Origin of the sequence: Pseudomonas syringae, from assembly GCF_023278085.1 — a bacterium.
GTDB lineage: Bacteria > Pseudomonadota > Gammaproteobacteria > Pseudomonadales > Pseudomonadaceae > Aquipseudomonas > Aquipseudomonas syringae_Q.
The window spans coordinates 5352827-5368994 of record NZ_CP066265.1 but is presented as its reverse complement, the minus strand read 5'-3'; the positions used below and the strand labels follow the sequence as shown (position 1 = coordinate 5368994).

Genomic DNA, 16168 nt, shown 5'->3' with positions numbered 1-16168 from the left:
GCCTGAGGGATTCGTTGCAGCTGCCATGAAAAAGGTTCAAGCCTTGCCGCTGACTGGAGAATCCTGATGTCAGACCGTCTACCCGTTACCGTTCTTTCCGGCTTTCTCGGGGCCGGTAAAAGCACCTTACTCAATTACATCCTGCGCAATCGTGAAAACTTGCGTGTGGCCGTCATCGTCAATGATATGAGCGAGATCAACATTGATGGCGGCGAAGTCCAGCGCGATGTCAGCCTGAACCGCGCCGAGGAAAAGTTGATCGAGATGAGCAACGGCTGCATTTGTTGCACCTTGCGCGAAGACCTGCTCGAAGAGGTCAGCCGTCTTGCTCAGGACGGGCGCTTTGATTATTTATTGATCGAATCCACCGGGATCTCCGAGCCTCTGCCGGTCGCCGAGACGTTCACCTTCCGCGATGAAGCAGGCAAGAGCCTGAGCGACTTGGCGCGGCTGGACACTATGGTTACCGTGGTCGATGGCGTGAATTTTCTGCTCGATTACGAAGCCGCGGATGGCCTGGACACGCGGGGTGAAACCCTTGGTGAAGAGGATGATCGCTCCATTACTGACCTGTTGATCGAGCAGATCGAGTTCGCCGACGTGATTCTACTCAGCAAGATCGATCTGATCAGTTCCAGCGAGCGGGAAGAGCTTGTCGCAATTCTGAAACGGCTCAATCCGGACGCCGAGATCGTGCCGATGGTGATGGGCCAGGTGCCGTTGGCGAAGATCCTCAATACCGGTCGCTTCGACTTCGAACGGGCCTCTCAGGCGCCGGGCTGGCTGAAGGAAATGCGCGGCGATCACCTGCCGGAAACCGAAGAGTACGGGATTGCATCGACGGCTTATCGCGCGCGCCGTCCGTTTCATCCGCAGCGCTTCTTCGATTTCATTAACCGCCCGTGGACCAATGGCAAACTGCTGCGCTCCAAAGGATTTTTCTGGCTGGCCAGCAAGTACAAGGATGCGGGCAGCTGGTCGCAGGCGGGTGGTTTGATGCGCCATGGTTTCGCCGGACGCTGGTGGCGTTTCGTTAACCGTGATGGCTGGCCTGAGGACAAGGATAGCGTTGCATCGATTCTGAAGAACTGGTCCAACGAAACCGGCGACTGCCGGCAGGAGCTGGTGTTTATCGGTCAGAACATCGATTTTGCGCTGCTGACAGCTGAACTGGACAATTGCCTGCTCACCGACGCCGAGATGGCGACCGGTGTCGAGTGCTGGTGCGAACTGGCCGATCCGTTCGGTTCGTGGCACATGGAAGAGGTGGCTGCCTGATGCTCGCGTATCGGTTTAAACCTCGGCCATCGGTTCGGCAGACACAGGGCGATACGCCCGAGGTGTTGAGCGAGATCGTCGAAGAGGGCGTGAATCTTGCGCTCTGGCAGCGCCAGTTGCCTGCGCACATTGTCGACTTCAGTGCGTTGCTGCTATCGATGGGCGAGCCGCTCGCCGAGGCGTTGACGCTGGATGTGAAGGGGGGCGACGTCGAGCCGGATCTGCGCACACTGGCGTCGGCGTATGCCGATCTGCACGGCTATGAAGGTTTCATCACCGATGTGTCATGGCTGGTAAGCGCCTACGCCTGTCTGCTGGGCGCTGAATGTGTCGGGTTACGGCTGCGCGTGCTCGACAAGGCCATGTGCCCGCGTTTCCACGTCGATCACGTGCCGGTGCGCCTGATCACTACCTACGGCGGGATTGGCAGCCAATGGCTCAAGGAAGACGTGCTGGACCGCAAACAGCTGGGGCGTGCAGACGCCGAGCCGAGCGATCCTGCGCACATTCAACAGATGGGCAGCGGCGACGTGGCATTGCTCAAGGGCGAGCGCTGGCACGGCAATGAAGGCTTCGGCCTGATCCACCGTTCGCCGCCGGTGGCGCGTAACGAGCGCAGGCTGATTCTGACCCTGGACTGGCTGGCATAAAGCGCGTTACGGCGTTATCCACTGGCCCTTGCTCTGGCCTTCGCAAAAGGGCTTGAGGTACAGCGCGTCACGGGCAACGCCGTAATAGTGGATGTTTTCGCGGTAAGGCATATTGGCGACCTGCGCGTTACGGCAGACGCCGAAAGCACCCGTCGGGCATTGCGCCGAGTAGGTTGTCTCGGTCTGCTGTCCGGTCAGCTGTGGCTGGCAGAAGCCGTCTTTGAACAGGCTGGCCGGGATGTTGATATTTTCCTGGCAGACTTTGACATCGAGCCGCTCGGCCTGGCTGTGCACCAGGCACGCCTCGGCCCACGCCGTAACTGGAGACATAGCCAGCAGCATCAGCGCCAGGCGAGCAGTCAGCTGTATCACTTGCATCGCTACCTTTCCTTGCTCTTCAATGACCCACGCACTCTTTAAAAGTGATCCCATGCTGCAGAACATCCCCACGCACGTCATCGGCGGCCCGCTCGGCGCCGGCAAGACCAGCCTGATCAAGCGTCTGCTGGCGCAGAGACCCGCCAATGAACGCTGGGCGATACTGATCAACGAGTTCGGACAGATCGGTCTGGATGCGGCGCTGATGAGCACGTCTGCCGATGGTATCGCACTTGGCGAAGTGGCTGGCGGCTGCCTGTGTTGTGTCAACGGTGTGCCGTTCCAGATAGGCCTGGGACGCTTGCTGCGTAAGGCCCGGCCTGATCGTTTATTGATCGAACCCTCGGGCTTGGGCCATCCGGCACAACTGATGGCCCAACTGCGCGAAGCGCCATGGCGTGGTGTGCTGACGGTTCAGCCTAGTGTGATGGTGCTGGATGCCGCGTCAATGGCCGCAGGCCAGCCGTTGCCACCCACGCAACAGGAGGCGCTGGCGGGGGCAGGGTTGGTGGTGATGAACAAGTCCGAGCAACTGGACGATGCCTTGCGCCAAGCGTTGTCAGCGCAATTGAAGGCACACACAGTGTTCTGGACCCGGCACGGGGAATTGCCGCTGGCTCGCTTGCCTGGCTTTATCGAGGGTGTGGCGGTGGATAAACAGGCTGTGGATAACCTGACGTTACCTAAGAGTATCGGCGAGTTGCCTGCGCTGTGGACTGATCCGCGTGTGCCTATTTGCCTGAGTCAGAACAGTGCCGAAGGCTGGAGCATTGGCTGGCGCTGGCATCCGTCGCAACCGTTCGACCTGCAACGCCTGCTGCAATGGCTGGAAAGCCTGATGTGGCGGAGGGCGAAGATGGTTATCCACAGCCCGGCAGGCTGGTATTCAGCCAACGTGCTTGATGGCGCACCGATTGCGTGGCAAGTCAGCGAATGGCAGCAGGACTCACGTCTGGAATTGATCTTTTCTGCGCCGCAGGATGTGGATAAGTTACAGGCGCAGCTGGCGAGTTGCCTGATTTGACGGGCTGCTGGCTCACCCTCGGACGCTGAGCGTCCAGAACAGCATGTCGACGCGGAGCGTCGCACGATCGTTGCGATCATCGTTCCTCACGCTCCAGCGAGAGCGTCATGAAATGCATTACCACGCGGATCCTGGGAACGAGAAGAGCCTGATAACAAGAGTCGTGCCCGGCTACTGCTTCCACTTCTGATGCGATTGACGCCACTCACTCATTTGAATGATTTCCGCGCTGGGCGGCGGCGTTTTTATCTCAAACGGATAGGGTGCCAGTTCGATTTGCGCGGTGTGGGCGCCGAACATGGTGATGGTGCCGGGGTGACGTTGTTCGCCGGTCACGGTGAACTCGAACGCGTAGACGCGGGCCAGACGCTTGCGGCCTTGCGCGTCGCGGGCGAAGGTCAGACGGCGCAGGGCGACGGCGTCGTCCAGGAGCTGGAGTTCGAGGCGTGCGCAATGCTGTTTCACGCGTGCCAGCGCTTTTTCGCGCAGACCATGGGCGTGCCACCACCAGGCCGCAGCGCTTGCGAACAGCATCAGCACGAAGATATTTCCCAGGGTCAGCATGACAGGGTGCTCCAACAAAGGAGCGACCAGCTTAACTGCCCGGAGTGATTTACAGCCATACTGCGCAACTTATATTTCTCATTACTGCATTTGCATCGTGTTCAGGATTCCACACCCATGAAACGTACGCCCCACTTGCTCGCCATTCAGTCCCATGTGGTGTTCGGCCACGCCGGCAATAGCGCAGCGGTGTTCCCGATGCAGCGAATCGGGGTCAATGTCTGGCCGCTCAACACGGTTCAGTTCTCCAATCACACGCAATACAAGCAGTGGACGGGCGAAGTGCTGGCCCCGCAGCAGATCCCCGCGCTGATCGACGGCATTGCCGCGATTGGCGAGCTGGGCAACTGCGATGCCGTGCTGTCCGGGTATCTGGGCAGTGCGGCGCAGGGTCGGGCGATCCTGACGGGCGTGGCGCGCATCAAGGCGGCCAACCCCAAGGCGCTTTACCTGTGTGACCCGGTGATGGGCCATCCTGAAAAAGGCTGCATCGTCGCCCCGGAAGTCGGTGACTTCCTGCTGGAAGAGGCCGCCGCGATGGCTGACTTCATGTGCCCTAATCAACTGGAGCTGGACAGTTTCTCGGGCCGCAAGCCCGAATCACTGCTCGACTGTCTGGCGATGGCACGTGCGCTGTTGGCGCGCGGCCCTAAAGCGGTGGTGGTCAAACACCTCGATTACCCGGGCAAGACCGCCGATGGTTTTGAAATGCTGCTTGTTACTGCCGACTCAAGCTGGCACCTGCGCCGTCCGCTGCTGGCCTTCCCCCGCCAGCCGGTCGGTGTGGGCGACCTGACGTCCGGGTTGTTTCTGTCGCGGGTTCTGTTGGGCGACGATCTGGTCGCCGCATTCGAATTCACCGCAGCGGCGGTCCACGAAGTACTCCTGGAAACCCAGGCCTGCGGCAGCTACGAGCTGGAACTGGTCCGCGCCCAGGATCGCATCGCGCATCCACGGGTGAAGTTCGAAGCCGTGCGTTTGTAAGCTCCGGGCACGTCCACTGGCTCAGGCATTGCTGCCTGAGCCAGATGCTTATAGCGCCTCTTCCTTGATGTCCTGATAACGCTTTTCCAGTTCCTGACGAATCTGGCGGCGTTGCTGCGCCTGGATATAACGACGCTTCGCATCGGCAGACTCCGGTTCCAGAGGCGGCACGCTGGCAGGTTTGCGGTTGTCGTCCACGGCGACCATGGTGAAAAAGCAACTGTTGGAGTGGCGTACCGAGCGCTCGCGGATATTTTCGGTCACCACCTTGATGCCGACCTCCATCGATGTGTTGCCGGTGTAGTTGACCGATGCCAGAAAGGTCACCAGTTCGCCGACATGCACCGGCTCACGGAAAATCACCTGGTCCACGGACAGGGTCACCACATAACGACCGGCGTAGCGGCTGGCGCACGCGTAGGCGACTTCATCGAGGTACTTGAGCAACGTACCGCCGTGTACATTGCCAGAGAAGTTGGCCATGTCCGGGGTCATCAATACAGTCATCGACAGCTGGGCGTTTCCGGGTTCCATAGCGTACTCACACGGTCAAGGTGTTCAAAGGGCGCCTATGCTGGCGCCTGGAAGGGCTTGCAACAGTTATCGGGACGCTGGAAGGCAGGCGGCCGTCACGCTGGATAACTATCTGTTTCCATATATTGCACCGGCTTTATGTCGAAGGGGGCAGTGATAACCTGCAAAAACCCGTGGATCGGGTTTTTTCCTACGTTTTAATCGGATTTTGATGACGAACTGAGTGGCTGACACCTCAAACGGTGTGGCGATATCGGTGCAGGGCGTCATCTTCACAAGGAGCTTCGCCGCCATGCATGCCATCAATTTCATTCAGGATCTGGCAGTGATCATGCTGGTGGCCGGTGTGGTGACCATTCTGTTTCATCGTCTCAGGCAGCCGGTGGTTCTGGGCTATATCGTCGCCGGATTCATTATCGGCCCGCACACGCCACCGGTCAGCCTGATCCACGACGAAGGCACCATCAAAACCCTGGCAGAGCTCGGGGTCATCTTTCTGATGTTCTGTCTGGGGCTGGAATTCAGTCTGCGCAAGCTGTTCAAGGTCGGTGCCACGGCATTCATCGCGGCGTTCCTCGAAATCGCCCTGATGATCTGGATCGGCTATGAGATCGGTCAGTTCTTCGGCTGGAAAACCATGGATTCGCTGTTTCTCGGCGCGATTCTGGCGATTTCCTCGACCACCATTATCGTCAAGGCGCTCAATGACCTGAAGATGAAAAACCAGCACTTCGCGCAGCTGATCTTCGGCGTGCTGATTGTCGAAGACATCCTCGGCATCGGCATTATCGCGCTGCTGTCCGGCATTGCGGTCAGTGGCTCGGTCAGTTCGGGCGAAGTGTTTTCCACAGTCGGCAAGTTGTCGCTGTTCATGATCGTAGCGCTGGTGATCGGGATTCTGCTGGTTCCCCGGTTGCTGTCCTACGTCGCCAGGTTTGAAAGCAACGAGATGCTGCTGATCACTGTGTTGGGCCTCTGTTTCGGCTTCTGCCTGCTGGTGGTCAAGCTGGAATACAGCATGGTGCTGGGCGCGTTTCTGATCGGCGCGATCATGGCCGAGTCGCGTGAGCTGCTGAAGATCGAGCGCTTGATCGAGCCGATCCGGGACATGTTCAGCGCCATCTTCTTCGTCGCCATCGGCCTGATGATCGACCCGAAAATTCTGCTGGAATATGCCTGGCCTATCGCGGTCATCACCGTTGCAGTGGTGCTGGGCAAGATGTTGTCCTGCGGTCTCGGGGCATTTATCGCTGGCAATGACGGCCGTACCTCACTGCGCGTGGGCATGGGGCTGTCCCAGATTGGCGAATTTTCCTTCATCATCGCGGCGCTGGGTATGACGCTACAGGTCACAAGCGACTTTCTGTATCCGGTGGCTGTTGCCGTCTCGGCCATCACCACCTTGCTGACCCCCTATCTGATTCGCGGCGCCGATCCGTTGTCGCTCAAGCTGGCGGCAATCATGCCCCGGCGAGTGGCGAGGGTGTTCGACATGTATGGCGAATGGCTGCGCAGCATTCAGCCGCAAGGACAGAGCGCCGTGCTTGCCGGGATGATTCGACGGATTCTGCTGCAGGTGGGGGTCAATCTGGCGCTGGTGATGGGGATCTTTTTCAGCGGCGGCTACTTCGCTGAACATCTTGGCGGCTATATGAGCGAGTGGGTGACCGATGTCAGTCATCAGAAGGCGTGGATCTGTGGTGCTGCGCTGCTGCTGTCGCTGCCGTTTCTGATCGCGGCGTATCGCAAGCTCAAGGCGCTGTCGATGCTGCTGGCGGAGATGGGTGTCAAGCCCGAGATGGCCGGCCGACACACCGTGCGCGTGCGCAAGGTGGTGGCGGAAGTGATCCCGCTGTTGTCGCTGGCGGTGATCTTCGTGATGCTGGCGGCGCTGTCGGCGAGCATTCTGCCAGCCAGCGAATTGTTGCTGGTGGTTGCTCTGGTCGCCGCGCTGGTCGCCGCATTGCTGTGGCGCTGGCTGATCCGCGTGCATACGCGGATGCAGATCGCGCTGCTGGAGACCTTGGGTAACAACCCGGAATCATCCGGGCATTGAGCCCGGCGATCTTTTTGCAGCCGTTACCTTCAGTCGATGCGGCAGGGGTGTCTCAGCTTTCCAGCCAGACATCCCGCGCCCAATGCCAGACCGATTCCCAGCTGTCTTCAGTGACCAGCTCTTCCTCGGCAGACCACAGCAGCACGGTGCCGTCTTCCTCGACGCAGTAATAATCGTCACCGTCCTGGCAGATCGGAATCAGCTCGCGCGGTACGCCCAGATCCCAGGCGGTAGCACAGACTTCCGGCAGGTAGGTGTGCGACTGCGGATCAGTCACTGTGACGGGCTCAAGGCTGCCATACACCACATCGCTGACCGTCAGGAGAAACTCCTTGAAGACGAACGGAATATTGATGAACAGCTGTTCCTCGATCTCGACCAGCAGGTCTTCGTCAGGCAGTTCAAGCGGAACCGGGACCGGCTCGTTTGCTTCACGCAGTTGTTCAATGACTTCTTCCACGACACAGCTCCTCTCACTTGATGGCGCGGGTTATACAGTAGCGTAAAGCCTTTCTCAAAATAACTATCCGAACGGATAAACAAAAAACCCCGGACATGTCCGGGGTTCTGAACGCGAGAACGGAATCTGGTTCAACCGTTCTGGCGAATTCCTGCCACCAGCCATGGCTGGTTGTCACCTTGTGGTCGTTCCATGTTCCAGCTTTCGCTGAACACTTCGCCCTGGTCAAAGCGCGACGTCTTGGAAACGCCGGAGAAGGTCAGGGTCGCGATGGTCTTGTCGGCACGGTCATCGACGCCGTCCAGCTGTACGCTGAGGTTGTCGATGAAGGTCGACTGGAAGCCGTCGCCCAGATCCGCACGTTCCTTTTTCAGGAATTGCAGCATCTGCGGAGTGACGAACTCGGCGATTTTGTCCATTTCGTTGGCGTCCCAGTGCTGCTGCAGCGCCTGAAAGTGGCCACGGGCCGCCTCCAGGAAGCGCTCCTCATTGAACCAGGCCGGTGCGTTGATCACTGGCGCAGCGGATGCAGGCGACGAACTGCCGAAAATCGGGTTCTGCCCAGGCTGACTGGCTTCACGCTGGTACGGTGCACCGGCAGCGGCCATTTTCGGCTGTTGCTGCTGACGACGACGTGCGATGAAGCGGAAGATCAGGAAGGCAATGAGGCCCATGATCAGGATGTCGAACAGTTGCAGGCCGTTGAAGCCGTCACCCATGAACATTGATGCGAGCAGGCCACCGGCAGCGATACCGGCCAATGGGCCCAGCCAGCGCGAGGCGCCGCTTGCCGCAGGGGCAGGGCGGCCAGCAGCGCCAGGTGCGGCTGCCGGCGTGGAAGGTGCGGTCTGGCGCGCCTGATGCGTAGGCGCCGAGCCCATGCTCTTGCCGCCACCGAAGCGCGCGGCATTCACATCCAGGCTCATGGTGAGCCCGATGCACAGCGCCATCGCGATGCTTAGAAAACGTTGCATAAGGGTATTCCCGTTTGGTGATTGCACGCGCGTCATGTTGCACAGCAGATGGCAACATGACCAGCGCGTTAGTGTTTCGGACTTTTACACAAACAGCGTAGGACTTTTCAGCGCGCTTCGTAAGTCTTGTGATTAATCCTGCGCTGGAGCGTGCGGATGATGGTTATGCCTGTCGTGCCAATGCTCCGCGTTGGCATGCAGTTCGTGACGCTCTGCGCCACACATTGGAGCGTTGACGCCGAATTCAGGCCTTACGAGATGCAGGCACCATTAAAGCCCGAGCTTCGTTTACGCGCACTGTCTCGCCAGACTGAAGATTTGTGACGCGGAGCGTCACCCAATACATGCCAACGCGGAGCATTGGCACGATAGTCAATAACGATGAGCGTGGGAGCGAGAGAGCTCTCCGAGCCCCGTTTCCCAAGCCCGGAACCCTACAACGCCACCAGCTTCGCATACCCCATCATCAGCCACTTGCTGCCATCGGCGAAGTTGACCTGCACGCGTGCCTGAGCGCCGGCACCTTCGAAGTTGAGGATCACGCCTTCGCCGAACACCGCATGCTGCACGCGCTGGCCCATGGTGAACTCGGTTTCCGGAATGCCGGTGCCGTTGAACAGGCTGCTGCTGTTGAATTTCGGAGTGCCGCCGAACGGGCGGCTGACGCTGTTGGACAGCCGTACTTCCTGAATCAGCGCAGGCGGAATCTCGCGCACGAAACGCGAGACCTTGTTATAGGTTTCGCTGCCATACAGACGACGCGTCTCCGCGTAGGTCATCACCAGTTGCTTCATGGCGCGAGTGATGCCGACATAAGCCAGGCGCCGTTCTTCTTCCAGGCGGCCTGGCTCTTCCAGGCTCATCTTGTGCGGGAACAGTCCTTCTTCCATCCCAACCAGAAACACATGCGGGAATTCCAGGCCCTTGGCGCTGTGCAAGGTCATCAACTGGATGCTTTCCTCATGTTCCTGCGCCTGAGTGTCGCCAGCCTCAAGTGAGGCGTGGCCAAGGAACGCCGCCAGTGGTGTCAGCTCTTCGTCACTCTCATGGTTCTCGAAGGCGCGTGCGGCGCTGACCAGTTCCTCAAGGTTTTCTACCCGAGCCTGGCCTTTCTCGCCTTTTTCCTGCTCGTGATAAGTGATCAGCCCGGACTGCTCGATAACCGTCTGGGTCATCAGGTGCAGCGGCATTTCCATGACCTTCGCCGACAGGTTCTCGATCAGCTCGATGAACCCGCCCAACGCCGTGGCGGCGCGACCGGTCAGGCCTTTGTTGGCGACCAGCAGACGCATGGCTTCCCACATCGAGACGTCGGCGTGACGCGCATGCTCACGAATCGCTTCCACGGTCTTTTCACCGATGCCGCGCGCCGGAACGTTGATGACCCGCTCCAGTGCCGCATCGTTGCCACGGCCTTCCAGCAGGCGCATGTACGCCATGGCGTTCTTGATCTCGGCGCGTTCGAAGAAGCGTTGCCCGCCATAGATGCGGTACGGGATGCGTTCGCGCAGCAGGGCCTCTTCCAGCACCCGCGACTGGGCGTTGGAGCGGTACAGAATGGCGATGTCGTTGCGCGAAATACCGGTTTTCAGCGCGCTTTCGATGGTCTCGACCACGTAGCGTGCTTCATCGTGTTCGTTGAAGGCGGCGTACAGGTTGATCAGCTCGCCGTCACCGACATCCGTCCACAATTCCTTGCCGAGACGACCGCTGTTGTTGACGATCAAGGCGTTGGCGGCCTTGAGGATGCTCGCCGTGGAGCGGTAGTTCTGCTCCAGGCGGATCACTTCGGTGTCCGGGAAGTCGGAAGAGTACTGGTGAATGTTCTCGATCTTCGCGCCACGCCAGCCGTAGATGGACTGATCGTCGTCGCCGACCACCATCAGGCTGTCGCCGCCCTGGGCCAGCAGACGCAACCAGGCGTACTGCACGGCGTTGGTGTCCTGGAACTCGTCGACCAGTACATGGCGGAAACGACGCTGATAGTGCGCGAGCAGGCCAGGGTTATCGCGCCACAGGTCCAGGGCGCGCAGCAGCAGTTCGGAGAAGTCGATGACGCCTGCCCGCTGGCAAGCGACCTCGTAGGCTTCGTAAACGCTTTTCATGGTGGTCAGGAACAGATCGCCGCTGGCCTGAATATGTTTCGGGCGCAGGCCTTCGTCTTTCTGACCATTGATGAACCACTGCGCCTGACGTGCAGGCCAGCGCTGCTCGTCCAGCCCCAGCTCGCGCATCACGCGCTTGACCAGACGCTGCTGGTCATCGCTGTCGAGAATCTGGAAGGTCTGCACCAGCCCGGCTTCCTGCCAGTGCGCACGCAGCAGGCGGTGTGCCAGCCCGTGGAACGTGCCCACCCACATGCCGGCCGGGCTGATGCCCATCAGCTGTTCGATACGGTGGCGCATCTCGGCAGCAGCCTTGTTGGTGAAGGTCACCGACAGCACCGAATGCGGGGAGGCTTGCTCGACCTGCATCAGCCAGGCGATGCGATGCACCAGCACACGGGTTTTGCCGGAGCCAGCACCGGCCAGAACCAACTGACGACCCAGTGAGGCCGCTACGGCCTGACGCTGGGCATCGTTGAGGGAATTCAGAAGAAGAGAGAGATCATCGCGCATCGGCGCATTCTAGGGTGCCGCGCGATGACGGGCAAACCATGCTTTGCGTCAGGCATTAAAAAACCGCAGCAGCGGGACGACCGGTCGTCGCCTATTGCGTGGTTCGCACGGACTCCGTCTACTTTTACTGACTGAGCCTGCGGCCGCTGGCGCGAGACAAAGCCTGATGTAGGATTATTCCCACGAAAACGTCGGGAATCCTCATGACAGAGCCCGTATGCAGCCTTCCGGCGTCGTTTAACTGGGCGCTTCGCGGGTCATGTAGTATAACTACAAAAAAGTTACAGCCCTGCCCATCTCATCTTTGTCGAGTCCGCCCCTTGAATCTGCTGCAGCACATCGCCCAGTCACGTCACCTGTTGCGCAAATCGGAGCTCAAGGTAGCCGACCATGTGCTGCTTGACCCTGCGGCTGTGATGCACAGTTCCATGGCTGATCTGGCCCACAGTGTGGGGATCAGCGAGCCGACCATCGTGCGCTTCTGCCGCGCCATCGGTTGCAGCGGGTTTCAGGACCTCAAGCTCAAGCTGGCCCAGAGCCTGGCGGCAGGTGCCAGTTTCGGGCAGTTCGCGATTCACGAGGATGATTCGGTCGCTGACTACAGCCTGAAGATTTTCGACACGACCCTGCACACGCTCATGGAAGTGCGCGAGAACCTTGACCCTCATGCCTTGCAGCTGGCGGTCACCGCCATGGCCGGCGCCAATCGGGTCGAGTTCTACGGGTTCGGTGCATCCGGCGCGGTGGCTGCCGATGCGCAGCACAAGTTCTTCAGGCTGCTGCTGACGGCTGCGGCGTATTCCGACCCGCACATGCAGGCCATGTCGGCCGTCACGCTCAAGCCGACAGATGTGGCGGTGTGCATTTCCCAGTCAGGGCGCTCCAAGGATTTGCTGATCACGGCCAATCTGGTCCGCGAGAGTGGCGCGACGCTGATCACGCTGTGCCCGAGCCAGACGCCACTGGCCGAACTGTCTTCGGTCAACCTGGCCATCGACGTGCACGAAGACACCGAAATCTACACACCGCTGACCTCGCGCATCGCGCATCTGGTGGTTATCGATGTGCTGGCAATGGGCGTCGCCATGGCGCGCGGTCCGAGCCTGGTCAATCACCTCAAGAGCGTCAAACGCAGCCTGCGCGGCTTGCGGCTGTCGCCGAAGTCGATCAAGACCCACGAAGACTGACGCCGCCTTGTATTGAAAGCGACGTCAAAACGCCCGCCAAATACCCTGAGGTCATGGCAGGCGTCCATAAACGCTATGTTATTCAGCGGCGAACATCGGAACTTCTACGGTATCGATGGACGCCAGCAACTCGTCCTTGTAGTAGATGCTGATAGCCGTAATGTCAGCGCCACTCGGTTGGGTATAAGCAACTGCTTTCTCGGTCAGTACCTGTAAGCCAATGCCTTGAGTTTCGATCGTCAGATCCAGACTCAGGTGGTTGAAGGCGGCTGGTCTGGCGCTTTTAACGAGCACTGGAACCGAATTTGTCTGAGGGACGGTTACGGTCCCGAAAACCTGAAGAGTGCTGACGCGACTGTCGCGTGCTTGCCAGTTTTTGCTTTCGATAGTCATTGTTTGGCTCCTTGCCATAAATTGATTGAATGAGTGAATTGCGTCCTGCAGGGCCAGTTTCTATCGTGGGGGGCATCGGGACGCGGTAAATATATATATTTCGCGGTTTCTTTCTGGCTATCAGGTTACAAGAATTAACCAAGCTGTCATGTGTCCGCCGCCTGATTGTCACTGTCGCGCTCCATTCTGGTGCTCCCACAAAACGTATTGGGAGACAGGACATGGCTCGGCATTACGATGATTTACCCAACAGCACCGTGAAAACCCGCCGTCAGCAGGAAGATCAGCGTCGCATGGAGTTTCGTCGGGCAATTGAAAGTTACAGCGAGGCGCGTCAGCTCAATCAAGAGCTCTGCGACTACATGGATGGGGTGAAAAACGCCGTCTGGCAGACCGTCACGCCACCCGCGGTCGACCGTCGAAACGCTCGACAAGCTGGCTGATCTGCGCACGTTCGCTGCGGATGAAGGCAAGAAACGCGTGCGCTACGGGTGACAGGCGTTTGTCCTTGGCCTGCACCACGCACCAGCTTCTGTACAGCGGCAGCTCCGCCACAGGCAGCTCGATGAGCGTCCCTGTGGCGAGTTCCTGACAGACCGCATGCCGCGTCAGCATCGCCAGGCCCAGCCCGGCAACCACGCATTCACGCTGCGCTTCGCTTGAAGACACTTCTTGCGTCTGCGTGAAGTGCACGCGCTTTTCCTTGAAATACTCCTCGCAGGCCAGACGTGTGCCTGACCCCGGCTCGCGCGTCAGCAGCGGCCACGGCTCGAGGTCTTTCAGGCTCAACTTTTCGCGGCTGCTCAGCGGGTGATCCGCTGGCGCTACGGCGACAATCGGGTTGTTGAGGAACGGCAGAAACTCCAGGCCCATGTGTTGCGGCACGGCCGACATGATCACCAGATCGTCGCGGTTATCCGACAGTCGTTTGATGACCTGCGCACGATTGACCACCATCAAGCTCAGGCTGACTTCCGGGTATTGGCGTTTGAACGCGGCAAACAGGTGCGGGATGAAGTATTTGCAGCTCGACTCGACCGCCAGTTTCAATTGCCCTTGCAGCGAACCCTGCATGTCTGAGAGCTGCATATCCAGGCTCTCCAGACGGCCGAAAATATCCCGGCTGGCGGATTGCAGCGCTGCAGCCGCCTCGGTCAGGTACAGCTTTTTCCCGACGTACTCGAACAGTGGCTGGCCGATCAGCTCTTCCAACTGACGTATCTGCAAGCTGACCGCGGGCTGGGTCAGAGACATTTCTTCTGCAGCGCGGCTGTATGAGCGCAGGTCACACACCTCGTTGAATATGCGCAGCTGACGCAATGTCATGCGCATCAATGACTTACGCATATCTGAAGCCTCTTTCCGGTTGGCTGATCAACAACTATAAGGTTTTACTTATGCATCACCCAACTTTTACTCATTTTTGTTAATCCTCGATCCGGCATAGGGTGTGCCTGCGACACTGAGTCACATGCCGGGTCGTAAAAAAGCGCGAATGCAGCGCTTACCTGGATGTGCTGACCGGTTGGGTCTTTAGGGGCGAGGAATCACCAGTGATAACAAAAATTCTGATCGCCAACCGTGGAGAGATCGCCGTCCGCATTGTGCGTGCCTGTGCAGAAATGGGCATTCGCTCGGTAGCGATCTTTTCCGACGCAGACCGTCACGCTTTACACGTCAAACGTGCCGACGAGGCCTACAGCATTGGCGCCGAACCGCTGGCGGGTTACCTGAACCCGCGCAAGCTGGTGAATCTGGCGGTGGAAACCGGTTGCGATGCGCTGCATCCCGGTTACGGGTTTCTTTCGGAAAACGCTGAATTGGCTGATATCTGCGCCGAACGTGGTATCAAATTCATCGGCCCGTCGGCAGAAGTGATTCGCCGCATGGGCGACAAGACCGAGGCGCGGCGCAGTATGATCAAGGCCGGCGTGCCGGTGACGCCGGGCACTGAAGGCAATGTGGCGGATATCGATGAGGCGCTGCTTGAAGGCGAGCGCATTGGCTATCCGGTCATGCTCAAGGCCACTTCCGGTGGCGGTGGGCGTGGTATTCGGCGTTGCAACAGTCGTGAAGAGCTGGAGCAGGCCTTTCCCCGGGTCATTTCCGAGGCGACCAAGGCTTTTGGCTCGGCGGAAGTCTTTCTCGAAAAGTGCATCGTCAATCCCAAGCACATCGAAGCGCAGATTCTCGGTGACAGCTTTGGCAATGTGGTGCACCTGTTCGAGCGCGACTGTTCGATCCAGCGCCGCAACCAGAAGCTGATCGAGATCGCGCCCAGCCCGCAACTGACGCCCGAGCAGCGCGCTTACATCGGCGATCTGTCGGTGCGTGCCGCCAAAGCCGTCGGTTACGAGAACGCCGGCACCGTGGAGTTTCTGCTCGCCGAGGGCGAGGTGTACTTCATGGAAATGAACACGCGGGTGCAGGTCGAGCACACCATCACTGAAGAAATCACCGGCATCGACATTGTTCGTGAGCAGATCCGTATCGCGTCTGGCCTGCCGTTGTCGGTCAAGCAGGAGGACATCATCCATCGTGGTTTTGCCCTGCAATTCCGCATCAACGCGGAAGACCCGAAGAACAATTTTCTGCCCAGTTTCGGCAAGATCACCCGTTATTACGCACCCGGCGGACCGGGCGTGCGCACCGACACGGCGATCTACACCGGCTACACGATTCCGCCGTACTACGACTCGATGTGTCTGAAGCTGATCGTCTGGGCGCTGAGCTGGGAAGAGGCGATGGATCGCGGCCTGCGTGCGCTGGATGACATGCGTCTGCAAGGGGTGAAGACCACTGCGGCCTATTACCAGGAAATCCTGCGCAATCCGGAATTCCGTAGCGGCGAGTTCAATACCAGTTTTGTCGAGAGCCATCCCGAGCTGACCAATTACTCGATCAAGCGCAAACCCGAAGAGCTGGCCCTGGCCATCGCTGCCGCCATCGCCGCCCATGCAGGCTTATGAATGAGTCAGCTGCAAGTTGTCAGCAAGCTTCAAGCAAGAGCGACTCGGCTTTTACTTGCGGCTTGTAGCTTGAAACTTGCAGCTTGAAAGGAGCTACCA

The 16168-nt window shown here is 59.1% G+C and carries 16 protein-coding genes; 8 read left to right on the top strand and 8 right to left on the bottom strand.

What is annotated here, in order from left to right; genetic code table 11:
* Nucleotides 1-66: 66 nt before the first annotated feature.
* Nucleotides 67-1278, top strand: a complete 1212-nt coding sequence (gene zigA / locus I9H07_RS23790) for a zinc metallochaperone GTPase ZigA (protein WP_024673877.1) — start codon at nt 67-69, stop codon at nt 1276-1278.
* On the top strand, nt 1278-1928 hold the full coding sequence (locus I9H07_RS23785) for a DUF1826 domain-containing protein (protein ID WP_024673876.1): 651 nt from the start codon (nt 1278-1280) through the stop codon (nt 1926-1928). Before zigA ends, I9H07_RS23785 begins: the two co-directional genes overlap by 1 nt.
* A gap of 6 nt (nt 1929-1934) precedes the next feature.
* Here the strand turns inward: I9H07_RS23785 and I9H07_RS23780 are convergent, their stop codons facing one another.
* Nucleotides 1935-2306, bottom strand: a complete 372-nt coding sequence (locus I9H07_RS23780) for a hypothetical protein (RefSeq protein ID WP_024673875.1) — start codon at nt 2304-2306, stop codon at nt 1935-1937.
* A 52-nt stretch (nt 2307-2358) separates the two neighbouring features.
* Between I9H07_RS23780 and I9H07_RS23775 the strand changes: the two genes are divergently transcribed.
* Nucleotides 2359-3330, top strand: a complete 972-nt coding sequence (locus I9H07_RS23775) for a CobW family GTP-binding protein (protein WP_024673874.1) — start codon at nt 2359-2361, stop codon at nt 3328-3330.
* Between the two features lie 171 nt (nt 3331-3501).
* Here the strand turns inward: I9H07_RS23775 and I9H07_RS23770 are convergent, their stop codons facing one another.
* Nucleotides 3502-3894 carry a DUF3301 domain-containing protein gene (locus I9H07_RS23770; RefSeq protein ID WP_024673377.1) on the bottom strand — a complete coding sequence of 131 codons (393 nt, stop codon included), beginning with the start codon at nt 3892-3894 and terminating at the stop codon, nt 3502-3504.
* 117 nt (nt 3895-4011) lie between these two features.
* Here I9H07_RS23770 and pdxY point away from each other — a divergent pair, with 117 nt between their 5' ends.
* Nucleotides 4012-4878, top strand: a complete 867-nt coding sequence (gene pdxY, locus I9H07_RS23765; RefSeq protein ID WP_024673378.1) for a pyridoxal kinase PdxY — start codon at nt 4012-4014, stop codon at nt 4876-4878.
* Between the two features lie 48 nt (nt 4879-4926).
* Here pdxY and I9H07_RS23760 read toward each other — a convergent pair whose 3' ends face one another.
* Nucleotides 4927-5412 carry an acyl-CoA thioesterase gene (locus I9H07_RS23760; RefSeq protein WP_005895029.1) on the bottom strand — a complete coding sequence of 162 codons (486 nt, stop codon included), beginning with the start codon at nt 5410-5412 and terminating at the stop codon, nt 4927-4929.
* A gap of 292 nt (nt 5413-5704) precedes the next feature.
* On the opposite strand from I9H07_RS23760, the gene I9H07_RS23755 reads away from it, so the two are divergent.
* Entirely contained in the window at nt 5705-7468 is a 1764-nt protein-coding gene (locus I9H07_RS23755) for a cation:proton antiporter (protein WP_024673379.1), read from the top strand.
* 52 nt (nt 7469-7520) lie between these two features.
* Here the strand turns inward: I9H07_RS23755 and I9H07_RS23750 are convergent, their stop codons facing one another.
* From I9H07_RS23750 to uvrD, 3 genes are all read right to left on the bottom strand, one after another.
* Nucleotides 7521-7928 (bottom strand): SMI1/KNR4 family protein, encoded by a 408-nt coding sequence (locus I9H07_RS23750; protein WP_005895035.1) that lies wholly within the window; start codon nt 7926-7928, stop codon nt 7521-7523.
* Between the two features lie 131 nt (nt 7929-8059).
* Nucleotides 8060-8902, bottom strand: a complete 843-nt coding sequence (locus tag I9H07_RS23745) for a Tim44 domain-containing protein (protein ID WP_058392178.1) — start codon at nt 8900-8902, stop codon at nt 8060-8062.
* Nucleotides 8903-9336: 434 nt separating this feature from the next.
* A complete protein-coding gene (uvrD, locus tag I9H07_RS23740) occupies nt 9337-11520 on the bottom strand; it encodes a DNA helicase II (protein WP_024672598.1) in 2184 nt (727 codons plus the stop codon).
* Nucleotides 11521-11840: 320 nt separating this feature from the next.
* Here uvrD and hexR point away from each other — a divergent pair, with 320 nt between their 5' ends.
* Complete coding sequence (gene hexR / locus I9H07_RS23735; RefSeq protein ID WP_024643477.1) at nt 11841-12707, top strand: transcriptional regulator HexR; 867 nt, start codon at nt 11841-11843, stop codon at nt 12705-12707.
* Between the two features lie 78 nt (nt 12708-12785).
* Here the strand turns inward: hexR and I9H07_RS23730 are convergent, their stop codons facing one another.
* Nucleotides 12786-13100 (bottom strand): hypothetical protein, encoded by a 315-nt coding sequence (locus I9H07_RS23730; RefSeq protein ID WP_024672599.1) that lies wholly within the window; start codon nt 13098-13100, stop codon nt 12786-12788.
* A gap of 257 nt (nt 13101-13357) precedes the next feature.
* On the opposite strand from I9H07_RS23730, the gene I9H07_RS23725 reads away from it, so the two are divergent.
* Nucleotides 13358-13543 carry a PA3496 family putative envelope integrity protein gene (locus I9H07_RS23725; protein ID WP_161632850.1) on the top strand — a complete coding sequence of 62 codons (186 nt, stop codon included), beginning with the start codon at nt 13358-13360 and terminating at the stop codon, nt 13541-13543.
* On the opposite strand, the gene I9H07_RS23720 is transcribed toward I9H07_RS23725, so the two are convergent.
* Nucleotides 13497-14432 carry a LysR family transcriptional regulator gene (locus tag I9H07_RS23720; protein ID WP_236425479.1) on the bottom strand — a complete coding sequence of 312 codons (936 nt, stop codon included), beginning with the start codon at nt 14430-14432 and terminating at the stop codon, nt 13497-13499. The genes I9H07_RS23725 and I9H07_RS23720 overlap by 47 nt on opposite strands.
* 221 nt (nt 14433-14653) lie before the next feature.
* Between I9H07_RS23720 and I9H07_RS23715 the strand changes: the two genes are divergently transcribed.
* Nucleotides 14654-16069: an acetyl-CoA carboxylase biotin carboxylase subunit gene (locus I9H07_RS23715; protein ID WP_024672601.1), complete on the top strand. Its 1416-nt coding sequence runs from the start codon at nt 14654-14656 to the stop codon at nt 16067-16069.
* Nucleotides 16070-16168 lie beyond the last annotated feature (99 nt).

Bases quoted from the DNA above. Each gene is read 5' to 3' on its own strand.
- zigA (WP_024673877.1), top strand. From the start codon at position 67: ATGTCAGACCGTCTACCCGTTACCGTTCTTTCCGGCTTTCTCGGGGCC.
- I9H07_RS23785 (WP_024673876.1), top strand. From the start codon at position 1,278: ATGCTCGCGTATCGGTTTAAACCTCGGCCATCGGTTCGGCAGACACAG.
- I9H07_RS23780 (WP_024673875.1), bottom strand. From the start codon at position 2,306: ATGCAAGTGATACAGCTGACTGCTCGCCTGGCGCTGATGCTGCTGGCT.
- I9H07_RS23775 (WP_024673874.1), top strand. From the start codon at position 2,359: ATGCTGCAGAACATCCCCACGCACGTCATCGGCGGCCCGCTCGGCGCC.
- I9H07_RS23770 (WP_024673377.1), bottom strand. From the start codon at position 3,894: ATGCTGACCCTGGGAAATATCTTCGTGCTGATGCTGTTCGCAAGCGCT.
- pdxY (WP_024673378.1), top strand. From the start codon at position 4,012: ATGAAACGTACGCCCCACTTGCTCGCCATTCAGTCCCATGTGGTGTTC.
- I9H07_RS23760 (WP_005895029.1), bottom strand. From the start codon at position 5,412: ATGGAACCCGGAAACGCCCAGCTGTCGATGACTGTATTGATGACCCCG.
- I9H07_RS23755 (WP_024673379.1), top strand. From the start codon at position 5,705: ATGCATGCCATCAATTTCATTCAGGATCTGGCAGTGATCATGCTGGTG.
- I9H07_RS23745 (WP_058392178.1), bottom strand. From the start codon at position 8,902: ATGCAACGTTTTCTAAGCATCGCGATGGCGCTGTGCATCGGGCTCACC.
- uvrD (WP_024672598.1), bottom strand. From the start codon at position 11,520: ATGCGCGATGATCTCTCTCTTCTTCTGAATTCCCTCAACGATGCCCAG.
- I9H07_RS23730 (WP_024672599.1), bottom strand. From the start codon at position 13,100: ATGACTATCGAAAGCAAAAACTGGCAAGCACGCGACAGTCGCGTCAGC.
- I9H07_RS23720 (WP_236425479.1), bottom strand. From the start codon at position 14,432: ATGCGCATGACATTGCGTCAGCTGCGCATATTCAACGAGGTGTGTGAC.